Source organism: Planomicrobium sp. MB-3u-38 (assembly GCF_002836425.1).
Lineage (GTDB): Bacteria > Bacillota > Bacilli > Bacillales_A > Planococcaceae > Planococcus > Planococcus okeanokoites.
The window spans coordinates 19,799-38,380 of the sequence record NZ_PJBO01000005.1 but is presented as its reverse complement, the minus strand read 5'-3'; the positions used below and the strand labels follow the sequence as shown (position 1 = coordinate 38,380).

Below are 18,582 nucleotides of genomic sequence, written 5' to 3'. Positions count from 1 at the left end.
TATTTCAAAAAAGAACAAGAATAGCGGTTCTGCTGGTTGTTTTCTCAAAGTAAAAATAGACCTATAGCAGCTTTTTAAAAAGCGATATAGGCATTTTTTCTCGCGTATGCTATAATTTCCTCAAACTAAATGACTTAATGGGAGCACCCCACTGATTAATGGAGATTCGCGAATCTCTGTTTATTAGTGGGGTTTTTTTGTTGGGAGGAATACAAATGGAAAATGTTTATGTAATGAAATCCACATCACGCTATACAGGGATCCACCTTACCGAAAGGGAATTCGAAATCATAAAGTACATTCACGACTTCAGTGTTTTCCCTGCCGGGAATATCCACCGGCTTTTTAATTCAGGCCACAAAAAACCACGCTCGAAATACGCTATCTCTATGCGATTAGGAAAGCTGGTGAAAAGCGGTATACTCGTCCAATTAAAAACGGATTTTCCTAAGCAAGGAGAAAATCGGCCACCGCAGTATGCTTATCGTCTTGGCAGTAGAGGATTCGACCTTTTGATACAGGAGAAGGTGATTACCCAAAAGCATGCCGAACGTCGAAAAAAATACGGACCGCAGTTAAAGATGCCAACACCACATAACAAAACGGTTAACACCATTTTCACAGAATTAGTCGAACGGTTGATTGGAAGCGAGGAATCTTTCAAATCTTTGCAGTGCCAGTATTACAGGGGAGATCAGCACGAGGAGATTTCATATGCCAACTCGCAAACTGGCTATAGTCCAGTCATACCGGATTGGATATTTGATACAAAAGACCAGATCATCTGCCTCGAACTCGATACAGGAAGGCAGATAAATAGTATTATTAAAACGAAATTCGACCGTTACCAAAGGCTGGCTAGATATTTGAAAAAACCTTTAGTTGTCGTTTTCTCAGTAGGTTTATCTACATTAGCAAACGATGACTCACCCAAAGAAAAAAGAGTGGGCTCTTTAAAACAACTTTTCTCCGAACACACTGACTGGCCTGAAAAATTTGAAGTATTTGTTCTTCCATCACATCGCACAACTGATTTTCTCTATAAAATGTTGAAAAATCGTGCCACAGTAACAAATCTACATGCAAAAGGTGTTACAAATAGTTGGTTGAACTTTTCCCGTCTGGCTTCGAAACAAAAGGTTTCTTATAGAATGGCGCAAAATGAAAACTTAAATCGCCTGCTCTTTCAAGATACTTATACTCTTGATTTTATAACAGAACTTCTCCTAGAAGATAAAATCATTCCAATTGGTCTCCTCTACATGGAGGAAGGTTCTGTTCGAAGTTATCAAAAAGCAAGAACAAATATGAAGCGTATACAAACGTGGAATACCCAGTTTGGCTCACATAAACCTAGCGTCTCTCTCTTCTTGGTTTATAATCAAACTTCTAATGCTTCAAATGAGATACTGGCCTTGCAGCCCGCATGTCGCACGTTCATCGTCAATGTTGAAGAAGTGATAGCTGCAGCCAAGTCGAAAGAGCAAATGTTTCCACCCATGGTAGAAATTCTTACTCAATATACCAAGAAGCCATGCAAACTACTTTGATTGATGCAATGCCATGCCATCGTTCACTATCACTCTTATGAATAAGAAGATTAGAGTTCACAACACAGCAAATAGTTATTTTTAACAACCAAAAGGATGTGACCTAATAGATCACATCCTTTTAATATTTTAATTGTGCACTTCTTTTCTCTTCGAAGTGGTACATTCAGGTTGTTACCAGATTATATATCCGACTAAGCCGTTCTTTACCTATTTACTGCTACGAAAAGATAAAATTTGGGACTGGTTCTCTAACTTAGGAATCGATCATATCCCCAGTTCTCATATAGAAGAACTGAGGACTTTAACTGATTCAGCTGATAAGCTAGATCTATACAAAAAAATTCCGATTAAAAATCCCAAAATAATAAATCTGAGGTGCCCTCATGCTGGATAAAATAAATGATATAAAGCTCGCTCTTGTAAATAAAAGCTATTTATCCGCCCTTGCCCTGGCATTAACATTACCTGATATTTGCGGGAAGATTGAATATCCCGATTTTACACACAAGAATGGCAAACGGAATATCGGAAAACAATATGTTGCCTGGTTCGATGATTGGGTCAATCAATACTTCGCAGATCCTACTGGATGGACCGATGATTACACTAAAGCAAAAAATCCCTATTTCACCGGGAAGATGTGTTATTCCTTGCGCTGCTCTTTCTTACATAGCGGCAACATTCGAATCAAAGATTGGGATAAGAGCGAGGACGAAGAATTTTATTATGCTTATGAATTCAGATTGACCATCGGCGGTGCTGATTTAAACGGTTCTTCCTGGCCCCATCAACCGGACAATGACGTGAAAGTTCATAAAACCCGCACTGTCTCAATCAATATCGAAAAGCTCTGCCAATCCCTCTGCCGGGCTGCGGAACACTATTACCAGAACAAGGATGCCGCCTTGTTCAAAGAACATCATATCCGTTTAATTACTTTAGAATGAATGGCCAGCCTTTCTCCATCGACATCAACCCATGGAGGAATCAATTCTTCTGACTTATTCTAGGAACCATTATTTCATTTCCTTGGTTTTATACCGCTCAAAAACCAGTTTTAAGGACGATGTAAGCGATTCAGGCGTAATCCCCAATAACGCCACCATTTCATCAAATGACGTTCCCTGCACCTTGTAGAGATCGTAAATATAAGCCATCCGGACTTCTTCCGTCTTAAAAGGCTTCGGTAACAGCGAAGTAAGACCATGGTAGATGTCTTTCATGTTGTTGCGCACATAATCCGCTCCATATTTTTTATCTGAAGATACCAAGTAATCATGTTCCCGGAAGAGCGCCCGCTCCAATGCCTGGACAATCACAGCCACTTCCATCGGATCCTCGAAAACCAGATGCCAATAGACATCTTCCAACGTCACAAAATTCATCTCCACCCGGTCCCCCAGGTCCCGAAAATGCTTGCTTTGCAGCCGCTCGATCTCCCGCATCCGAAAACCCTTCATTGCAAACAGAAAATACAGCTTCGCATTCAGCATCAATGCCCGATGCTGCAGCACCTTCCGCTTTTCATCCGCAAACTCCTGGTAATACAACGTCGCAGGAGTCCTCTCGACCACCAGCTCGTATTCAAACTTCGGCATGAAATCCACCGGCACCTTGCCCACCTTCCACAAGTAATGGAAATACTGCCGAATGTGAGATAGCTTCCTTTTGAGGGTAGTCGCCTTCAATCCCTTCCCCTTTTCCTGATCAAGGAACGCACGGACATCGGCAGGTCGGATCTCATATGGCTCCACCTGTTTCCCATTCCGCTCATTGACAAAACGAACAAAGGACTTCAGCAGTTCCACTTCCGTCACCAGCGTACCAGGAGAAATCCCTGCCTTTAATCGATACTCCTCATAGCCATACAGCATCCTCATTCCCTGCCTTTCTTTTTATTCAGTTTAACAGCTCAACCAATAATCCCCCAAATCCCATTCCTCAGAACCAGATAACCTTAGGAGTACTTCGCAGAACCCAAAATCTAAACACGTATACAGATATGTATTGGCAGACTGGACAATTAAGAAGAATTGAAATTTTTACCAGTTGTGGAGCGATTTTCAGGAAAGCGAGTCAGCAAGTCCAGCTGGTACTCAAGCTCCCATAACGCGGTTTTGTTCTCACGGGAGCGGGACATCTCGGCAACAGCTTCGTAATACAAACTGCGGTGTTTCTGGTTGAATTCGAGTGCACACTGAAGAAGCACAGCGACAGAGGTCAAACCTGTTCGGGCGCTGCGGCCTTTCCCGCTCCGCTTGATGAGAATCTTCTTCGATTTCCGTACCACTTCATTGAAGGTGCTGCGGGGAATCCCGACGGCTTCACAGATGGCGCTTTGCGTCGTCCATTTGATCGGCTGTGCGCTGTCTGTTTCCGCCTGGATGTAGGTCAGGATATCTTCTTCCCACTCCTCGTAATGGGAGCGGACACGGTCTTTTCGTTCTTTCTTGAACTTGTGCCAGCCCCCGAGGTGATTTGTGATGGAGACATCCTTGCCCGGAAGCCAGGCTTCCAGCAATTCCTGGATATAGGCTTGGTTCGCGCCTTTGAACCGTCCCTTGTATGCACTCTTGACGATTTTCTGGACTTCACTGTGGCGGACAGGCGTTTCCAGGGAAGAGTTGTACTCATCAAGCAGATCCAGCGTTTCCGCTTTTCCTTTTCCTGCGCTGTAGCAAGCCAGTGCCAACGTGTACATCAGGTTATCACGGCCAATCTGCCCTTCGCTGCCTTTCACATGACGCGTGGCCAACAATTCCCGGAACCACTCCGCCTGCGTCGGATCAATCGCCTGTCCTTTTGATTCCACGACGAAAAGCCCGCGGTTCTGATCATCGTCCTGCCGTTTCGACCACGCAATCAGGTCATGCAGCTGAAAGACCATCTCTTCGGAGAACCAGCGGACGTTCTGTTCATTGGGCATACGAAAAAAGCCGAAGTCGTTGCAGGACAGATCGACGCCCTGCAAAACCTTGGCCAAACTGCGGCGGATGTTTTCAGAAATGCGTTTCGCGACTTTTAGTCCGCGGAAATCGTTTTGGTTGCTGATGAATAGCGGACTTTTCAGCACAAAATAGACCTGGAACCCTTTCGGCGTCTCCAGGACCATGGTTGGCACCCCGAAGCTGTTTTCGAGCGCTGCGGTAAGGATTTCCGTATAGGGCTGCTTTTTTGAGTCGATGTCGACGACGAAGGTGTTGATTTGCTGCAGGTTCTGTTCCGTATGTCCCTTGAGGTGCCGTCTTTCTTTATCAGAGTACCCTAAGTAGTTGTATACATTGGGGGTCCAATGAGAAAGTACAGAAAAATCCTCCAAGAGGGTTTCTAGAGAGGTTATTACATAACCCTTTACACCGAACGGTGTTGATAGATCTTCCTTCGAACGGGTCACACAGATGGCACCTTTTTTATGTCTTTGTAACTTTTTTTTATCTTTTACGACTTCAGGGAAAGCTGCCTTTGAGTTTTTTAACTTGTAGGTATTAATCCCTTCGTGAAGAACCAAATCAAATATGTTACTCATAATTACCACAAAGCATCCCCCTCCCCGTCTTATACAAGCTCTACTAGGCTCTCTATATTCTTTAAGCTAAAGCAAAGGGAATGCTATGTAAATAGCGGTAAATCAAGGTTATCGGACTAACATAAGTAGATATTTCTACTTTTCTACCTATGCGAGAATTACTCTCTTTCTCACATAGGTAGATATTTCTACTTTTCCACTTTTGTTGGAATTACTCTCTTCCTCGCAGAAGTAGATATTTCTACTTTTCTACTTTTGTTGGAATTACTCTCTTTCTCACAGAAGTAGATATTTCTACTTTTCCACTTTTGTTGGAATGACTCTCTTTCTCACAGAAGTAGATATTTCCACTTTTCTACTTTTGTTGGAATAACACTCTTTCTCACAGAAGTAGATATTTCTACTTTTCTACCTGTGTAACTATGATCTTTAAATTTAATAATAAAACTTTCTTACAAAAGTTGATTTAACAGTAGCATGGGCTAAATATATTTTTTATCATTCCAGCAAAAGTAGATATTTCTACTTTTGTTGGAATTACTCTCTTTCTCGCAAAAGTAGATATTTCTACTTTTCTACTTTTGTTGGAATTACTCTCTTTCTCGCAGAAGTAGATATTTCCACTTTTCCACTTTCGTTAGAATGACTATCGTTCTTGCATAAGTAGATATTTCTACTTTTCTACTTTTGTTGGAATTACTCTCTTTCTCACAGAAGTAGATATTTCCACTTTTCTACTTTTGTTGGAATTACTCTCTTTCTCGCAAAAGTAGATATTTCTACTTTTCTACCTGTACATGGGTAAAAGACCAAATATTACATTTGTGTTACATTTGATTTTTTATTATCACAAACTTCTACTTGTGTTATTATCAGTTATATACAGAAGTAGAAGTTTGTTAGGTAGAAGTTTGTAGTAAACAAAAAATTCAAGGAGGAATATTGATGGCAGCCAAAACAATTGTAGTAGGTAACTTTAAAGGTGGCGTTGGGAAAACTAAAGTCTCCGTAATGACAAGTTGGGAATATGCAACTGTACATAAGAAAAAGGTTCTTCTAGTAGATATGGATCCGCAAGGGAACGCTAGCACATTAATTGCACGTTCAGCAGGGATCGAAGAAATAGACAAAACTATATTTGACGGCTTTAAAGAAGGGAATCTTCAAGATGTCGTGGTGAAAGTAACGGACCACCTTGACCTTATCCCGGCTGCAGTCTCCTTTAAAAACTTCTCAAAGTTTCTCTACCAAAACTTTCAAAGCGATTTAGAGCAAATTACTCTTTTAAAAACTTTGCTTGAACCTTTAAAAGCAAACTACGATTATATTTTCATCGATGTACCGCCAACTATAAGCGATTACTCTGATAATGCTATGATGGCTTCCGATTATGTCCTAATTATATTGCAAGCTCAAGAATTATCTCTTGAGGGTGCAGAAACTTATGTTTCATATCTGCAATTTATGGCAGATGAATATGAAGCAGACATACAAGTGCTTGGAGTTTTACCAGTTCTTTTAAGAGCTGGTGGACGCGTAGATCAAAGTACAGTCGAACGAGCAACAGAGCTTTTCGGAGATGACAATGTCTTTAAAAATGTTATTAAACATTTAGAGCGTTTAAAAGCATGGGATATGACAGGGATTAAAAATGAAGATCACCACGATCGCAAAGCACATCAAACGTTCTTAGATGTAGTAGATGAAATTGAAGAAAAACTTGCAAGGTTTGAGGAGGAAAGCGTTCATGTCTGAGAATTCAAAGAAGGGGCCTTTAATTAAGAAAAAGACGAAAACAAGCACTCTTGAAAGACCAAGACCTGTAGTTATAAACAGTCAAAATGACTTCAAATTCAGCAATGACAAACAAAATTTTCCACGGTCGCTAAATGAACCAGGAGTTAACGAGGAGAAAACTGAAACAACTGCTTCTTTGCCTGAAAAAAATTCGGCTATACCTATTCCAGAAACAAAAACCAAAGCACCACGGAAAGTAAAATCGGTTGTTGGAAAAAATAATAACGTAAAATCAATTAAAGTTCCGCATGACCTCCATATTCAAATTGGTGTACTTGGAAAATTCATGGATGAAAATAAGACATATGCTATTATTTCAGAACTTGTAGAATACTATACAAAGAATGAGTTGACTGATCGGCAGCAAAAACAATTTGATTATATGAGAGAGTTTTTTAATGAACAAGATGAATAAAACGTAAGATGTAACAGATATAAAAGTCTTCGAAAATATCTACCTAACAAAGGTAGATATTTCTACTTTTGTTAGGTAGATAATAGAAGATTTAATATTTTTTATAGTTTTTATATTCAACCTAGTTGGTAATGATCATAAAAAATAGTATCTACTCATATTATATTTCTGAATTCCTGCACGGTATCTTTGATGTTACCGAATAATAAATTTGTTAATTTTAAAGGGTTAAAGCGTTCGAAAAGGTGTCCTGAAAAAAGCAAACGTTCGTAAAGTGGGTAATCACTTTTACGAACGTCTTTTTTTACTATTTTATGCTGCTGTGATGCCGTTCATGAACGTGTACTTTTACGAACGCTTTTTCAAGTTAACAGTTTAAATGTTTCTTCAATGTTAAAGAAATGTAAATTTCATAGAACTGCGCTGACTTCATATAAATTCTATGTTACCTTAATAACAAATACCAATATCGACTTTCAATATTGAAAAACCATTATTAGAGTCGGTAGGAGAAAGGGGAAGGCAAATGGAGGACAAGGTGCTTCGGAAACTCTTTTTGGGATTCATTCATATCCATATCTTGCATCATGCAAAAGAGATGCCGATTTATGGTTCTTGGATGCTGGAGGAACTGCGAGAACACGGGTATTCCATCGGCCCTGGAACGCTTTATCCGATTCTTCATTCCATGGAATCTGATGGCTTGCTGACAAGGGAAGACCGGAACGTAGAGGGCAAAATCCGGAAGTACTACAGTATCACGGGAAAAGGGGAGCACATCTTGATAGAAGCCCAAAAGAAGGCTTATGAACTGTTCAAGGAAATTAAAGACTGAATCAAAGGAGAGAACCATGAATCAAAATAAATCGACTGTCAGTTTCAAATCATTACTGGAAATCCTGTTTGTTTCCACCCGATTAGGTCTCACGTCCTTTGGCGGACCAATTGCGCACTTGGGTTATTTCCATGAAGAGTACGTCCGCCGGAAGAAATGGATGGATGAAAAAAGTTATGCGGATCTGGTAGCACTTGCTCAATTTCTGCCCGGACCTGCAAGCAGCCAGGTAGGTATCGGAATTGGAGCGATGCGCGCTGGTGTACTCGGAGGGATTGTGAGCTTCATCGGCTTTACGCTTCCATCGGTTATCGCATTGATTCTGTTTGCGTTACTGCTGCAGAGTTTTGATGTATCAGATGCCGGATGGCTAAAAGGGTTGAAAATTGTCGCTGTCGCAGTAGTGGCTCATGCCATTTTGGGCATGGCAAAAAATTTGGCGCCAGACTTAAAACGAAAAGCGATTGTCTTGTTTGCATTGATTGTGACTCTTTTTTGGCAAACGGCATTTACGCAGGTAGGAGTCATCTTGATTGCGGCACTAATTGGTTATATTCTGTATAAAAACACTGCTGAAACTACAGAGGGACGAATGCAATTTCCAATTACGAAAAAAGTAGCTATTACTTGTTTGTCTTTGTTTTTCGGATTCCTTTTCCTTCTGCCAATTCTACGGGAAGTTACCGGCTCATATTGGATAGCGATGTTTGATAGCTTTTACCGGGCAGGTTCCTTAGTTTTCGGTGGGGGACATGTCGTCTTGCCACTGTTGCAGCAGGAATTTGTCCCAACGGGCTGGCTGAGTGAAGAAGCCTTTCTTGCTGGATATGGAGCGACCCAAGCCGTACCGGGTCCACTGTTTACCTTTGCAGCTTATTTGGGAACAGTCATGAACGGATGGACAGGCGGCCTGTTCGCTACTTTCGCTATCTTTTTGCCGGCATTCTTATTAATCGTGGGAGCCTTGCCCTTCTGGGATGCGTTGCGCACAAACCGGAAAGTAAAAGGCGCAATCATGGGGGTCAATGCGGCCGTGCTGGGCATTTTAATTTCTGCGTTCTACACTCCCATCTGGACAAGTTCCATCATCGAGGCGAAAGATTTCGCGTTGGCAGCGGTCCTGTTCAGCATGCTGGCTTATTGGAAACTGCCGCCATGGCTGGTGGTTGTCACAGGCGCAATCGGCGGTTCATTAATCGCTTTGTTCTAAGGCACACATATAATACAGTTAAGTAATAGATTAAAAATCGTTCTCTGGAATACTCGAGCTTATTTTCAAGCTTACTCGAGAAAGAGGACGTTTTTTACTTTCTAAAGTTGAGTTCTTAGTTTACATATCAAGAATTATCGGAAGTGAGAAGGGAAAAAATAATGCACTGTTAGAATAAAAGGAAGGCTCCTATCACACAGTGTCTTCTCCTCTTTTTCTATTTATATAGAAGGAATTTTTCCGATTTTAAAAAGGAGTGCAGCTGCACTCCTTTTTCTTATGGCTCGGTGGTGAGCAATTGGCCGGTTTCTTCGTCGTAGAAACGAAGCAAATCACCGTTGATGACTTCTTCGGAATAGTGAAGTTCGGTAAAGGCACGTTCCGAAAATGGTGCACAGAATTCCGGATCGGTTTCAAGGCCGGTCCCATTTTCATAACAGGTATTGCCCGCATAGACAATGTCCTTCGTCACAAAGCGCCCGTCGCGGAAAATCACGAATTCTTCATGCTCTGCGGAGAACAGGTCGCTTCCGAACTGCATGTCCTGATGCGATTCTAAGCCCATCAAGTTGAGGATGGTCGGACGCAGATCAATCTGGCCGCCAATTGTTTCGTTGACGTGGCCTTTTCCGGAACCCGGGATATGCACGAAGAACGGCACTTTTTGCAGCTGGGCTGATTCATACGGTGTAATCTCTTTGCCTAAATACTGCCCCATGGCCTCATTGTGGTTTTCGGAGATGCCGTAATGGTCGCCGTACATCACAATAATGGAGTTTTCGTACAGACCACTCGCTTTTAATTCAGCGAATAACTCTTTGACTGCCTCGTCCAGGTAACGGGTTGTCTGGAAAAAACGGTTAAGCGTACCCGAATTCGAATCGAATTCACTGATCAGTTTGTCTTCCTCATCCAGTGTAAAGGGATGGTGGTTGGTCAAGGTGATCAGCCGGCTGTAAAACGGCTGCGGCATGTCTTTCATATAAGCAACGGATTGCTGGAAGAACGGCATGTCTTTCATGCCCCAGTTGACGGCTTCTTTTTCTCTAATTGTATAGCTTTGGATGTCGAGAAATTCATCGATTCCGAGCGATTCGTACATCATATCCCGGTTCCAGAAGCTCTTGGAATTGGCATGCTGAACATTTGTAGCATAGCCTCGGTTCCCCAGCTTTTCGGCCATCGAATTGTAAGTATTGCCGGCATGTGTAAAGAACACGGCACCGCCGCTTAGCGGGTAAAGCGAGTTTTCCAACAGGAACTCGGAATCGGACGTCTTGCCAAGGCCCGTCTGGTGGTAAAAATTCGGGAAATAAATCGTGTCTTCATCGTTCGTCAATTCATTGAGAAACGGTGTAATCGTCTGGCCGTTCATTTCCTGGTTCAATGTAAAGGTCTGCATCGATTCCAGCGTTACGACAATCAAGTTCTTACCTTCCGCCAGTCCGAACAACTCGTCATCCGGCTCGGCTTGATTGGCCCGGACGTAATTGTGGACTTCCGTCAATTCGGAGCCGTCCGCAAAGGCCCGTTTCGCTTGGGATTTCGATTGGATGTAGATATCGTACAGGTGGTAATTGTACATGCCGAGGTTCTTCACCAGCATTTCCCGGTCAAAGCTGCGCGTCAGGAGCTGCGGTCGCTCCGATTCTGCGAGGCCAAGGTTCAAAAACAGCACAGCTGCGGAAAAAATGAAATACGCACTGCGCTGATGTCTTAAGGAAGACTCAGTCTCTTGTTTCACACGCAGCCATTTGATTGCTGCCATCAGCAGAATCAGGTCCGTGAAGTAGAAGATATCGGTCAGGTAGATGCTCGCGGCTGCACTGGAGCCGAGATCTCCGAAGTTATCCGTTTGGAACAGTACCGGCAGCGTGATGAAATCACTGAAAAACCGGTAAAACGCAATGTTGCCATACAAGACAATCGAAGTGACGAGCATCATCGCGATTAAATAGCGGTTTTGGTTCTTCTCGCTTTTGAAAAACAGGGACAGTCCATACAAAAAGAGCAATAGACTCAGCGGGCTGAGGAACAGAATGAATTCCTGCAGAAGGTTGTCAATCGTGATCGAAAAGCCCGTTTGGTAGGCGATATAGGTTTTGATCCACGTCCCGGCAATGGCGATTGCCAGAATCGTGTGCTTTGGCCATTCTTTATTCAACATAGATGTACTCCTTTAAAAAAGACGTGCGTCAACTTTCCAGGTAGCGGTAGAGTGTGGATTTGCTGATGCCGGTCGTTTCCTTGATTTCGGCCAGGCTGTATCGTTTGCTGTGGTGCATCTCCATCGCTTTTTTGACATTCTCATCCGGTTTCCGAGGGCGGCCTGAAACAGCGCCTTTTTCTTTGGCCACAGATAAACCGGCCTTGGTTTTTTCGCTGATAGCATCGCTCTGGAAATCCGCCAGATTGCGAAGGATATTGGTGAATGAATATTCTTTTCCGGTGCCGATTTCGATGTTTTCGTAAAGTGAGTAAAATGAGACACCTTTGCTCTCAAGCGCATCCAACAGCTCTATTAAATGGCGGGTGGAATCTGCCCACGTATATAGTTTGGCCACAACGACTTGATCGCCGGACGTCGCTTTCTCCAACAGTTCCTGCAGGCGTTCCCGTTTTTTCGGAGAGGCATGCTCTTCAGTATAGAACGCGCTGCATCCAGTCTGTTTCAACAGGGACAGCTGCTGTTGGCACGCCGGGTCTTCTAGGCTCGGTCTTGCGTATCCTATTAACACGTGAAAATCTCCTTACGTTCTGAATTTATTCCATCGTAACACAAACCAAATATAAAAGAACCAAAATGGTTCACTTTTGGGAAAAACGGTGCTACACTATTTTCATTGCGGAAACGGACTGGGCTTTTATGAGAGTTAAAAGCCACAAAAAAATTAAAACAGAAGAGGAGAACAATATTTTGCTAGAAAAAATTAAAACTCAATGGTTCGGAAATGTACGGGGGGAGGTGCTGGCAGGGATTGTCGTCGCCCTCGCCTTGATTCCGGAAGCCATCGCCTTCTCTATCATCGCAGGTGTCGATCCAATGGTCGGCCTGTATGCCTCGTTCAGTATTGCGGTTATTATCGCGTTTGTAGGAGGACGTCCTGGCATGATTTCTGCCGCGACCGGTGCCATGGCCTTGTTAATGGTGCCGCTGGTCCGTGACCACGGGTTGGAATATTTGCTGGCCGCCACCATTTTAACGGGGGTCATCCAAATTTTATTCGGGGTCTTCAAAGTGGCGAAAGTAATGAAGTTCATTCCGCGCGCCGTCATGATCGGCTTCGTCAATGCCCTCGCCATCCTGATTTTCATGGCGCAAGTGCCGCATTTCATCGGCATCAACACGATGACGTATGTGTTTGTAGCCGTGACGTTGGCGATTGTCTACATCATTCCGCGGTTCTTTCAAGCCATACCGGCTCCGCTGATTGCCTTGGTCGTCTTGACGGCAGTGGCCATTTACTCCGGTTTCGACCTGCGGACCGTCGGAGATCTGGGAACCATCAGCCAGACGCTGCCAACGTTCCTGTTGCCGGACATTCCGCTGAATTTAGAAACCTTGCTGATTATCCTGCCGTATTCCCTGTCACTGGCGATTGTCGGTTTGCTGGAATCGTTGCTGACTGCTAACATCGTCGACGATATGACGGCAACACCAAGCGACAAGAACAAAGAAGCTAGAGGGCAAGGGATTGCCAACTTCGTCACCGGCTTTTTCGGTGGGATGGCCGGATGTGCCATGATTGGCCAATCCATCATCAACGTCAAATCAGGCGGCCGCGGCCGGTTATCCTCTTTGGTTGCCGGAGCATTTCTCATGTTCCTGATCATTGTTTTAGGCAATGTGGTCATCCAAATTCCGATGTCGGTTCTGGTCGGTATCATGATCATGGTCTCCATTGGGACGTTTGATTGGTCTTCGTTCACTTATTTGAAGAAAGCACCCAAAGCCGATTCAATCGTGATGCTCGCGACGGTTCTGATTGTCGTCTATACGCACGATTTATCCAAAGGGGTATTAGCTGGTGTGATCTTGAGCGCAATTTTCTTTGTGGCCAAGATTTCGAGAATCACCGTGAAGAAAAAATTGCTGGAAGCGACGCATTACCAAGTGGTCGGCCAATTGTTCTTCGCTTCCGTGGAAGACTTCCTGGAGAAGTTCGACTACGAAGTGGAAGGGCAGAAGGTCGTCATCGATTTCACCGACGCACACATCTGGGATGATTCCGGTGTCGGGGCAGTCGACCGGGTCGTTTTGAAATTTAGGGAAAACCGAAACGAAGTTGAAATCGTGGGGCTGGATACCGGAAGCCAGAAGCTGGTTGACCAGTTGGCCATCTTTAACAGCGACAACGCGAAATTGCCGACCCATTAAACAGGAAAAAGGAGTGTTGAAAGATGTACAAGCGAATACTGTTAGCCGTGGACGGATCGGATCATTCCGTCCGCGCAGCAAAAGAGGCGGGGAAATTAGCAGCCGGTTCCTCTGAATCACAAGTGACCATCGTTTTTGTGGCGGATCATGCTAATGCCAAAAACGAAGTGCTGCACAGCGGAAGTACCATGGAGTTGGATCTCCAGCGCAGAAAGAAACTGCAGCCGGTCGAAGAAGCATTGGCAACGGCGGATGTCCGCTACAAGGTGGAAATCCTTCATGGCACACCGGGGCCGACCATTGTCGACTACGCCAATAAAGAAAAGTTTGATATTCTGGTCATCGGCAGCCGGGGCCTGAATTCCCTGCAGGAAATGGTTCTTGGCAGCGTCAGCCACAAAGTGGTCAAACGAGCGGATTGTCCGGTATTGATTGTAAAATAATAGCAGGTTGAAAAAAGAGCTCTAAATGAGCTCTTTTTTCTTTGAAGGAGGGCAGCAATGCGTAGAACAACTGATAGACAGAAAATGATCAACAAAGAAGGCGTAATCCACACACCATTTTATTACGGCTGGGTGATTGTCGTTCTTGCAGGACTGTCCCACTTCTTCTCGGGGCCAGGACAAACCTACTCCAATGCTATATTTATCGACTATTATATTGAAGAGTTTGGATGGAGTCGCTCAGCGGTCTCCGGCATTTATTCCTTAGCGACTTTGCTTGCCGGATTCTTACTGTTCCTCATAGGCCGGATGATTGATCGAATCGGCGCCCGTAAAATGGCCATTATTGTGTCGATTCTTCTTGCGTCGGCCAGTATATTTAACAGCATGGTGGTCAACTCAGTGATGCTGTTCATTGGTTTTTTCGCCATCCGTTTGTTTGGACAAGGTTCCATGTCGCTCGTTCCCAATGCGTTGGTTCCGCAATGGTTTATCCAAAAACGCGGGCGGGCGCTCAGCTTGGCCGCGCTTGGGGGCATGATCGGCTCTGCTGCTTTTCCGCTGATCAACGTCTGGCTCATCGAAGCTTATGGCTGGAGAATCACTTGGCAAATCCTTGGCGCGTCTATTCTGATTATCTTCACGCCATTGGCATTCCTGTTTATCCGCAATCGCCCGGAAGATATTGGATTGCGGCCGGATAATGAACCCGCTCTAAGCAAGCAGGAGCACAAGCAATTGTCTTCAGACATCAGTTGGACTGTAACAGAAGCTAAGAAAACCCGTACTTTCTGGCTGCTGTTATTTTGTGTCGCAGTCCCGGCTTTGGTCAATACCGGTATGACCTTTCATCTCGTTTCCATTTTCTCCATTCAATCCCTAGCTCCGGAGACGGCAGCGACTGTACTCAGCCTAATGGCAATCATCGGTTTTCCAGTCACGTTTCTGGCAGGATACCTCCTCGACAAAATCTGCGTGCAGTGGATGCTGGCAGTGGTTTTTGCAGGGGAAATTGCATCCATTTTTCTTTTGAAAGAAGCTGATGTATTTTCAGGAGCTATTCTTTTTGCAGTTGTCTGGGGCTTTATGCTGGGAATCGAACGGGTAACACTTAGTGTCGTCTGGCCAAACTATTTCGGCCGTCAATATCTTGGCAGCATCACGGGAATCTCCATGGCTATTATGGTAGTCGGATCTGCACTCGGACCATTGCCTTTCGGCTTGTTCTTCGACATCTTTGGGGGTTATGAAGAAGTGTTATGGGGGATTATGGTTTTTCCACTACTAGGCATTCTTGCGGCTCTACTTGCGGCACCTCCGGAAAAAAAGCAGCTGAAGGAGTTTTGAATGATACAATTGAATTTTTTTAATGCAGAAAAGTTTAGTGTTATTCTGTCGCTAGGAAATGAATGAAGTTGTTTTATAGATTTTCATCTTCTTAAAGTACACGGAAAAAATTGGTTAACATATGATACCTTATCGGAAGTAAAAAGGGAGGCTGGATGCATACAAACTTGCATCCAGTCCTCCTTTATTTAGAGAAATAATTTTGTTTTTGAATAACAACCTGTATTTAATGGATTACACGATAAATTTTGTGAACCACGCTATATATCTTGCTCCAGGTAAAAAGAATAGTTGAGCAAGTATCGTACCCAGTAATCGGGAAGCGATCATCATTAAAGCGATGCTTTTAAGATTCAGGTAATTGCCTCGCCGATTGAGGACATCATCAGCTAACACAGAGATTTTGGGATCGACAAAAACAATCAGTAAAATAGTGGCCAATCCATTGATTAGACCTGAAGCCATAATCGCTGTAGCAGCTCTTTCCGGAACGATAATGGCTGCATAAAGTGCAGAAAGAACGCCAATTGTGTATACAGCGGTAATGATCATATTGATGAAAAATAACTGGACCGGAATATCCTTTGAACGGACGCCTTTTAAGTAAGAAGGCTTTGGCAGGTGAATGTGTCCGATTCCTCTTCTGATATAGTCAATACTCATCCCTTTTTTGACCAGTCCGGGAATAGATCCTCTTTCGGCTGATAAGTGAATAATTGCACGCGAAAAGATAGAGATGAAAGTTGGGAGTAAAAGAATCCCTAAAATCGTTCCGATTGTAGAAGAACCAATGATAATCCGGTATTGTGCCTCGACAAATTCAAATGTATGCGTCTCTGGAGCAGAGTCAATTAAACTCCCAGTAAAAGGCTGCTGCATCATATTTGCTAAACGGGAAACCATTACCATGACATTGAACAAGGAAAGAGCAGATGCTAGCAGGCGTACTCTTACTCCAGATAAGCGAACGGCATAGGCAAGAGTTTCAATAGAATGGATAATCAAAACGAATAGAGCAATCAAAATTAATTTCTCTGTAAAAAGTTCCAAAAGAAAACCTACTTTTATTTTTTATCCTTATATTACCATAGCCTTACAGTTGATTAATGAAAAACGAAATTATTGTTTTCCAATTATAAATATTTAAATGATTTTTAATAATTCAACGGAACGACACTTCTAGAAAACTATATTAGTTTATATATGAGGGATTATTGGAAGCGTTATCAAGCAATCTTAAAACCCGAAGACTGGCTGCTTTTCAAAAGAGCCGGTCTTCGGGTTTCAAGTATATAAAAACCTTTTATTCTATCGTTAATTCCTTTTCAGTTTTAAAAGGTAGGACATGGCTTCGTGCAACGGGGCCTTCTCCGTATAGACACCTTTTTCGTAGTCCATTGCTCCTCCAGGTTCGCAGTAGATCAGGCTTAAATCGAGATTCTGAATCAGCAGGGAGAAATCGGCAGGTGAGTAACATCTCAAGGATTGCGTGACTTTCTCTGCTGCATCTTCCTCATTCCACCATGTATCAAGCATCCGACAACCCATTGCATCAAAACCGTACTTTCTCACAACATTCTCAGTCAAGTACATTTCCTGCCCGGCGACCTTTGCCCAAAACCAGGGCGTATATACATCGATCAACGCCGTGCCGTCTGGCTTCAGCCAGTTTCGTATGCGATTCAGTAACTTTTGCTGTTCCGTATCAGAACCGATACCAAATCCGTCCCAGTAACAGACCACATCAAACACATCCGGTATGTCTGCAGTATAGAAATCGCCGTTGAGGATGGTTAATCGTTCGCTGGCACGTTGTTCTTCCGCCAGCTGTCGGATGTACTGCGCGGCCTCATCTATTAGTTCAATTACAGTAACATTATACCCCTGCTTGGCAGCGGCCACTGCGAAATAGCCTTTTCCTCCACCAAGTTCAAGGATTTTCTTGCCCGGCTGGTCGACTAAACACTCGATTTTTTGCAGCAGTCCTTGCTGTGCGTTTAACATCTCCTCAACATTCAAATTCATCCATTTATATTGTTGATTATAAAACTTCTCGACCCATTCCACTTAGAACCACTCCTTCAGGTTAGTTTATTCCTAACAAGAGTCTTCTATTTTCAAGTTTCTGATCCCCATCTGTTTCATCTCCTGTTCTCTCGTGGTATTTAAGGACAATTCTAAAAAGAAAATGTGGAACTCTTTGATTATGTACTTATAAAATAGGAGCCCGCGATATCAAGTCTATCAGGAAGTGAGTTCCTCATAAGATTCAATCAACTCCTGGGGGCTGATTGAATACAACTCTTTAAAATTACGTAATGGATGCTTTTCAACATAGCTTTTTACCATTTCATAGGCAAAGGCATATCCAGCCATAAAAGGGATGCCATTCTTTGGATCGCCGAAACAGAACCTTCCTTTGAGTTCATCGTCCGTTGTGTCCATTTCCTTTTTTGCCTGTTGCCAGTAGTCCGGTCTCAGTTCTTTAGTGAAATCGTTTGTCCACCAGCGTTTGTCTTCGTAGAAATGCAAACTGAAAAACTCGGCTGTTCCCTCCATCTTATACCAGTCAGCCAAGGTAAAGGATTCCAGGGATAGCTTATAAATCGGGTTACGGGGTGAAGCATGGTGAAGTTCGTGTGCAATCAGGTACTTAAGAAATTGTTCATCCGGATTTGGCGGAACGGCTATTTGGATGCTGTTTGGGCTATTGGTAAAACCATTCGTCCAGATGCTTCGGTCTAATTTCTCGGTCCAGGGAAAAGGTAAGGCCGGGACAACGGTGATGTTTACGTTTTCTAAGGAGAGATGCTGCTGTGCTTTTGCTAAAACTTCTTCAATCATTCCTTTGACTACTTCGGTATCCCACGCAAACGTCAATGCTTCTTCTTTGCCAAGTTCTACAAATTGCAGCAAGCGAAAACGCTGGGCAATTTGTTTCCAATCTTCCATCCAGCTTTTATTCGTGATAAGGGGTTCAAACTGATTTGCTAAATATGCCTCGATCGTCTCTTTTTGTTCGAAGAGCACGGATGGGGTCAATTGATTGATTGTATTCATTTAACCTACCTCCTAATT

Annotated in this window: 16 protein-coding genes; 9 read left to right on the top strand and 7 right to left on the bottom strand. The window is 43.4% G+C overall.

Going from position 1 to position 18,582, the window contains the following annotated elements; all coding sequences use genetic code 11:
- The first annotated feature begins 215 nt into the window (after positions 1-215).
- Complete coding sequence (locus CXF70_RS03265) at positions 216-1,550, top strand: replication-relaxation family protein (RefSeq protein WP_158241148.1); 1,335 nt, start codon at positions 216-218, stop codon at positions 1,548-1,550.
- Between the two features lie 386 nt (positions 1,551-1,936).
- Positions 1,937-2,500 (top strand): hypothetical protein, encoded by a 564-nt coding sequence (locus tag CXF70_RS03260; protein ID WP_101801528.1) that lies wholly within the window; start codon positions 1,937-1,939, stop codon positions 2,498-2,500.
- A gap of 69 nt (positions 2,501-2,569) precedes the next feature.
- Here CXF70_RS03260 and CXF70_RS03255 read toward each other — a convergent pair whose 3' ends face one another.
- Positions 2,570-3,427 carry a site-specific integrase gene (locus CXF70_RS03255; protein WP_233208527.1) on the bottom strand — a complete coding sequence of 286 codons (858 nt, stop codon included), beginning with the start codon at positions 3,425-3,427 and terminating at the stop codon, positions 2,570-2,572.
- 149 nt (positions 3,428-3,576) lie between these two features.
- Positions 3,577-5,079 carry a primase C-terminal domain-containing protein gene (locus CXF70_RS03250; protein ID WP_233208530.1) on the bottom strand — a complete coding sequence of 501 codons (1,503 nt, stop codon included), beginning with the start codon at positions 5,077-5,079 and terminating at the stop codon, positions 3,577-3,579.
- Positions 5,080-6,024: 945 nt separating this feature from the next.
- Here CXF70_RS03250 and CXF70_RS03245 point away from each other — a divergent pair.
- From CXF70_RS03245 to chrA, 4 genes are all read left to right on the top strand, one after another.
- On the top strand, positions 6,025-6,834 hold the full coding sequence (locus CXF70_RS03245) for a ParA family protein (protein WP_101801525.1): 810 nt from the start codon (positions 6,025-6,027) through the stop codon (positions 6,832-6,834).
- The gene (locus tag CXF70_RS03240; RefSeq protein ID WP_101801524.1) at positions 6,827-7,291 is read left to right on the top strand and encodes a hypothetical protein; all 465 of its coding nucleotides are present in this window, start codon (positions 6,827-6,829) and stop codon (positions 7,289-7,291) included. Before CXF70_RS03245 ends, CXF70_RS03240 begins: the two co-directional genes overlap by 8 nt.
- Before the next feature lie 526 nt (positions 7,292-7,817).
- Positions 7,818-8,126 carry a PadR family transcriptional regulator gene (locus CXF70_RS03235; protein WP_101801523.1) on the top strand — a complete coding sequence of 103 codons (309 nt, stop codon included), beginning with the start codon at positions 7,818-7,820 and terminating at the stop codon, positions 8,124-8,126.
- Positions 8,127-8,142: 16 nt separating this feature from the next.
- Complete coding sequence (chrA, locus tag CXF70_RS03230; protein WP_101801522.1) at positions 8,143-9,336, top strand: chromate efflux transporter; 1,194 nt, start codon at positions 8,143-8,145, stop codon at positions 9,334-9,336.
- A 277-nt stretch (positions 9,337-9,613) separates the two neighbouring features.
- On the opposite strand, the gene CXF70_RS03225 is transcribed toward chrA, so the two are convergent.
- Together CXF70_RS03225 and CXF70_RS03220 are read right to left on the bottom strand one after the other, a co-directional pair.
- Positions 9,614-11,503, bottom strand: coding sequence for an LTA synthase family protein (locus CXF70_RS03225; RefSeq protein WP_101801521.1), 1,890 nt, complete (start codon positions 11,501-11,503; stop codon positions 9,614-9,616).
- 28 nt (positions 11,504-11,531) lie between these two features.
- Entirely contained in the window at positions 11,532-12,074 is a 543-nt protein-coding gene (locus CXF70_RS03220) for a recombinase family protein (protein WP_101801520.1), read from the bottom strand.
- Between the two features lie 179 nt (positions 12,075-12,253).
- Between CXF70_RS03220 and CXF70_RS03215 the strand changes: the two genes are divergently transcribed.
- From CXF70_RS03215 to CXF70_RS03205, 3 genes are read left to right on the top strand one after another with little or no spacing between them, the layout of a single operon-like run.
- A complete protein-coding gene (locus CXF70_RS03215) occupies positions 12,254-13,714 on the top strand; it encodes a SulP family inorganic anion transporter (RefSeq protein ID WP_101801558.1) in 1,461 nt (486 codons plus the stop codon).
- 23 nt (positions 13,715-13,737) lie between these two features.
- A complete protein-coding gene (locus CXF70_RS03210; RefSeq protein WP_101801519.1) occupies positions 13,738-14,157 on the top strand; it encodes a universal stress protein in 420 nt (139 codons plus the stop codon).
- A gap of 57 nt (positions 14,158-14,214) precedes the next feature.
- Positions 14,215-15,504 carry an MFS transporter gene (locus CXF70_RS03205; RefSeq protein ID WP_101801518.1) on the top strand — a complete coding sequence of 430 codons (1,290 nt, stop codon included), beginning with the start codon at positions 14,215-14,217 and terminating at the stop codon, positions 15,502-15,504.
- A 234-nt stretch (positions 15,505-15,738) separates the two neighbouring features.
- On the opposite strand, the gene CXF70_RS03200 is transcribed toward CXF70_RS03205, so the two are convergent.
- The 3 genes from CXF70_RS03200 to CXF70_RS03190 all read right to left on the bottom strand — a co-directional run bounded on the left by CXF70_RS03200 (position 15,739) and on the right by CXF70_RS03190 (position 18,564).
- Positions 15,739-16,554, bottom strand: a complete 816-nt coding sequence (locus tag CXF70_RS03200) for a lipid II flippase Amj family protein (RefSeq protein WP_199172782.1) — start codon at positions 16,552-16,554, stop codon at positions 15,739-15,741.
- A 264-nt stretch (positions 16,555-16,818) separates the two neighbouring features.
- Entirely contained in the window at positions 16,819-17,571 is a 753-nt protein-coding gene (locus CXF70_RS03195) for an SAM-dependent methyltransferase (RefSeq protein WP_101801517.1), read from the bottom strand.
- Between the two features lie 177 nt (positions 17,572-17,748).
- Entirely contained in the window at positions 17,749-18,564 is an 816-nt protein-coding gene (locus tag CXF70_RS03190; protein WP_101801516.1) for a DUF2268 domain-containing putative Zn-dependent protease, read from the bottom strand.
- Positions 18,565-18,582 lie beyond the last annotated feature (18 nt).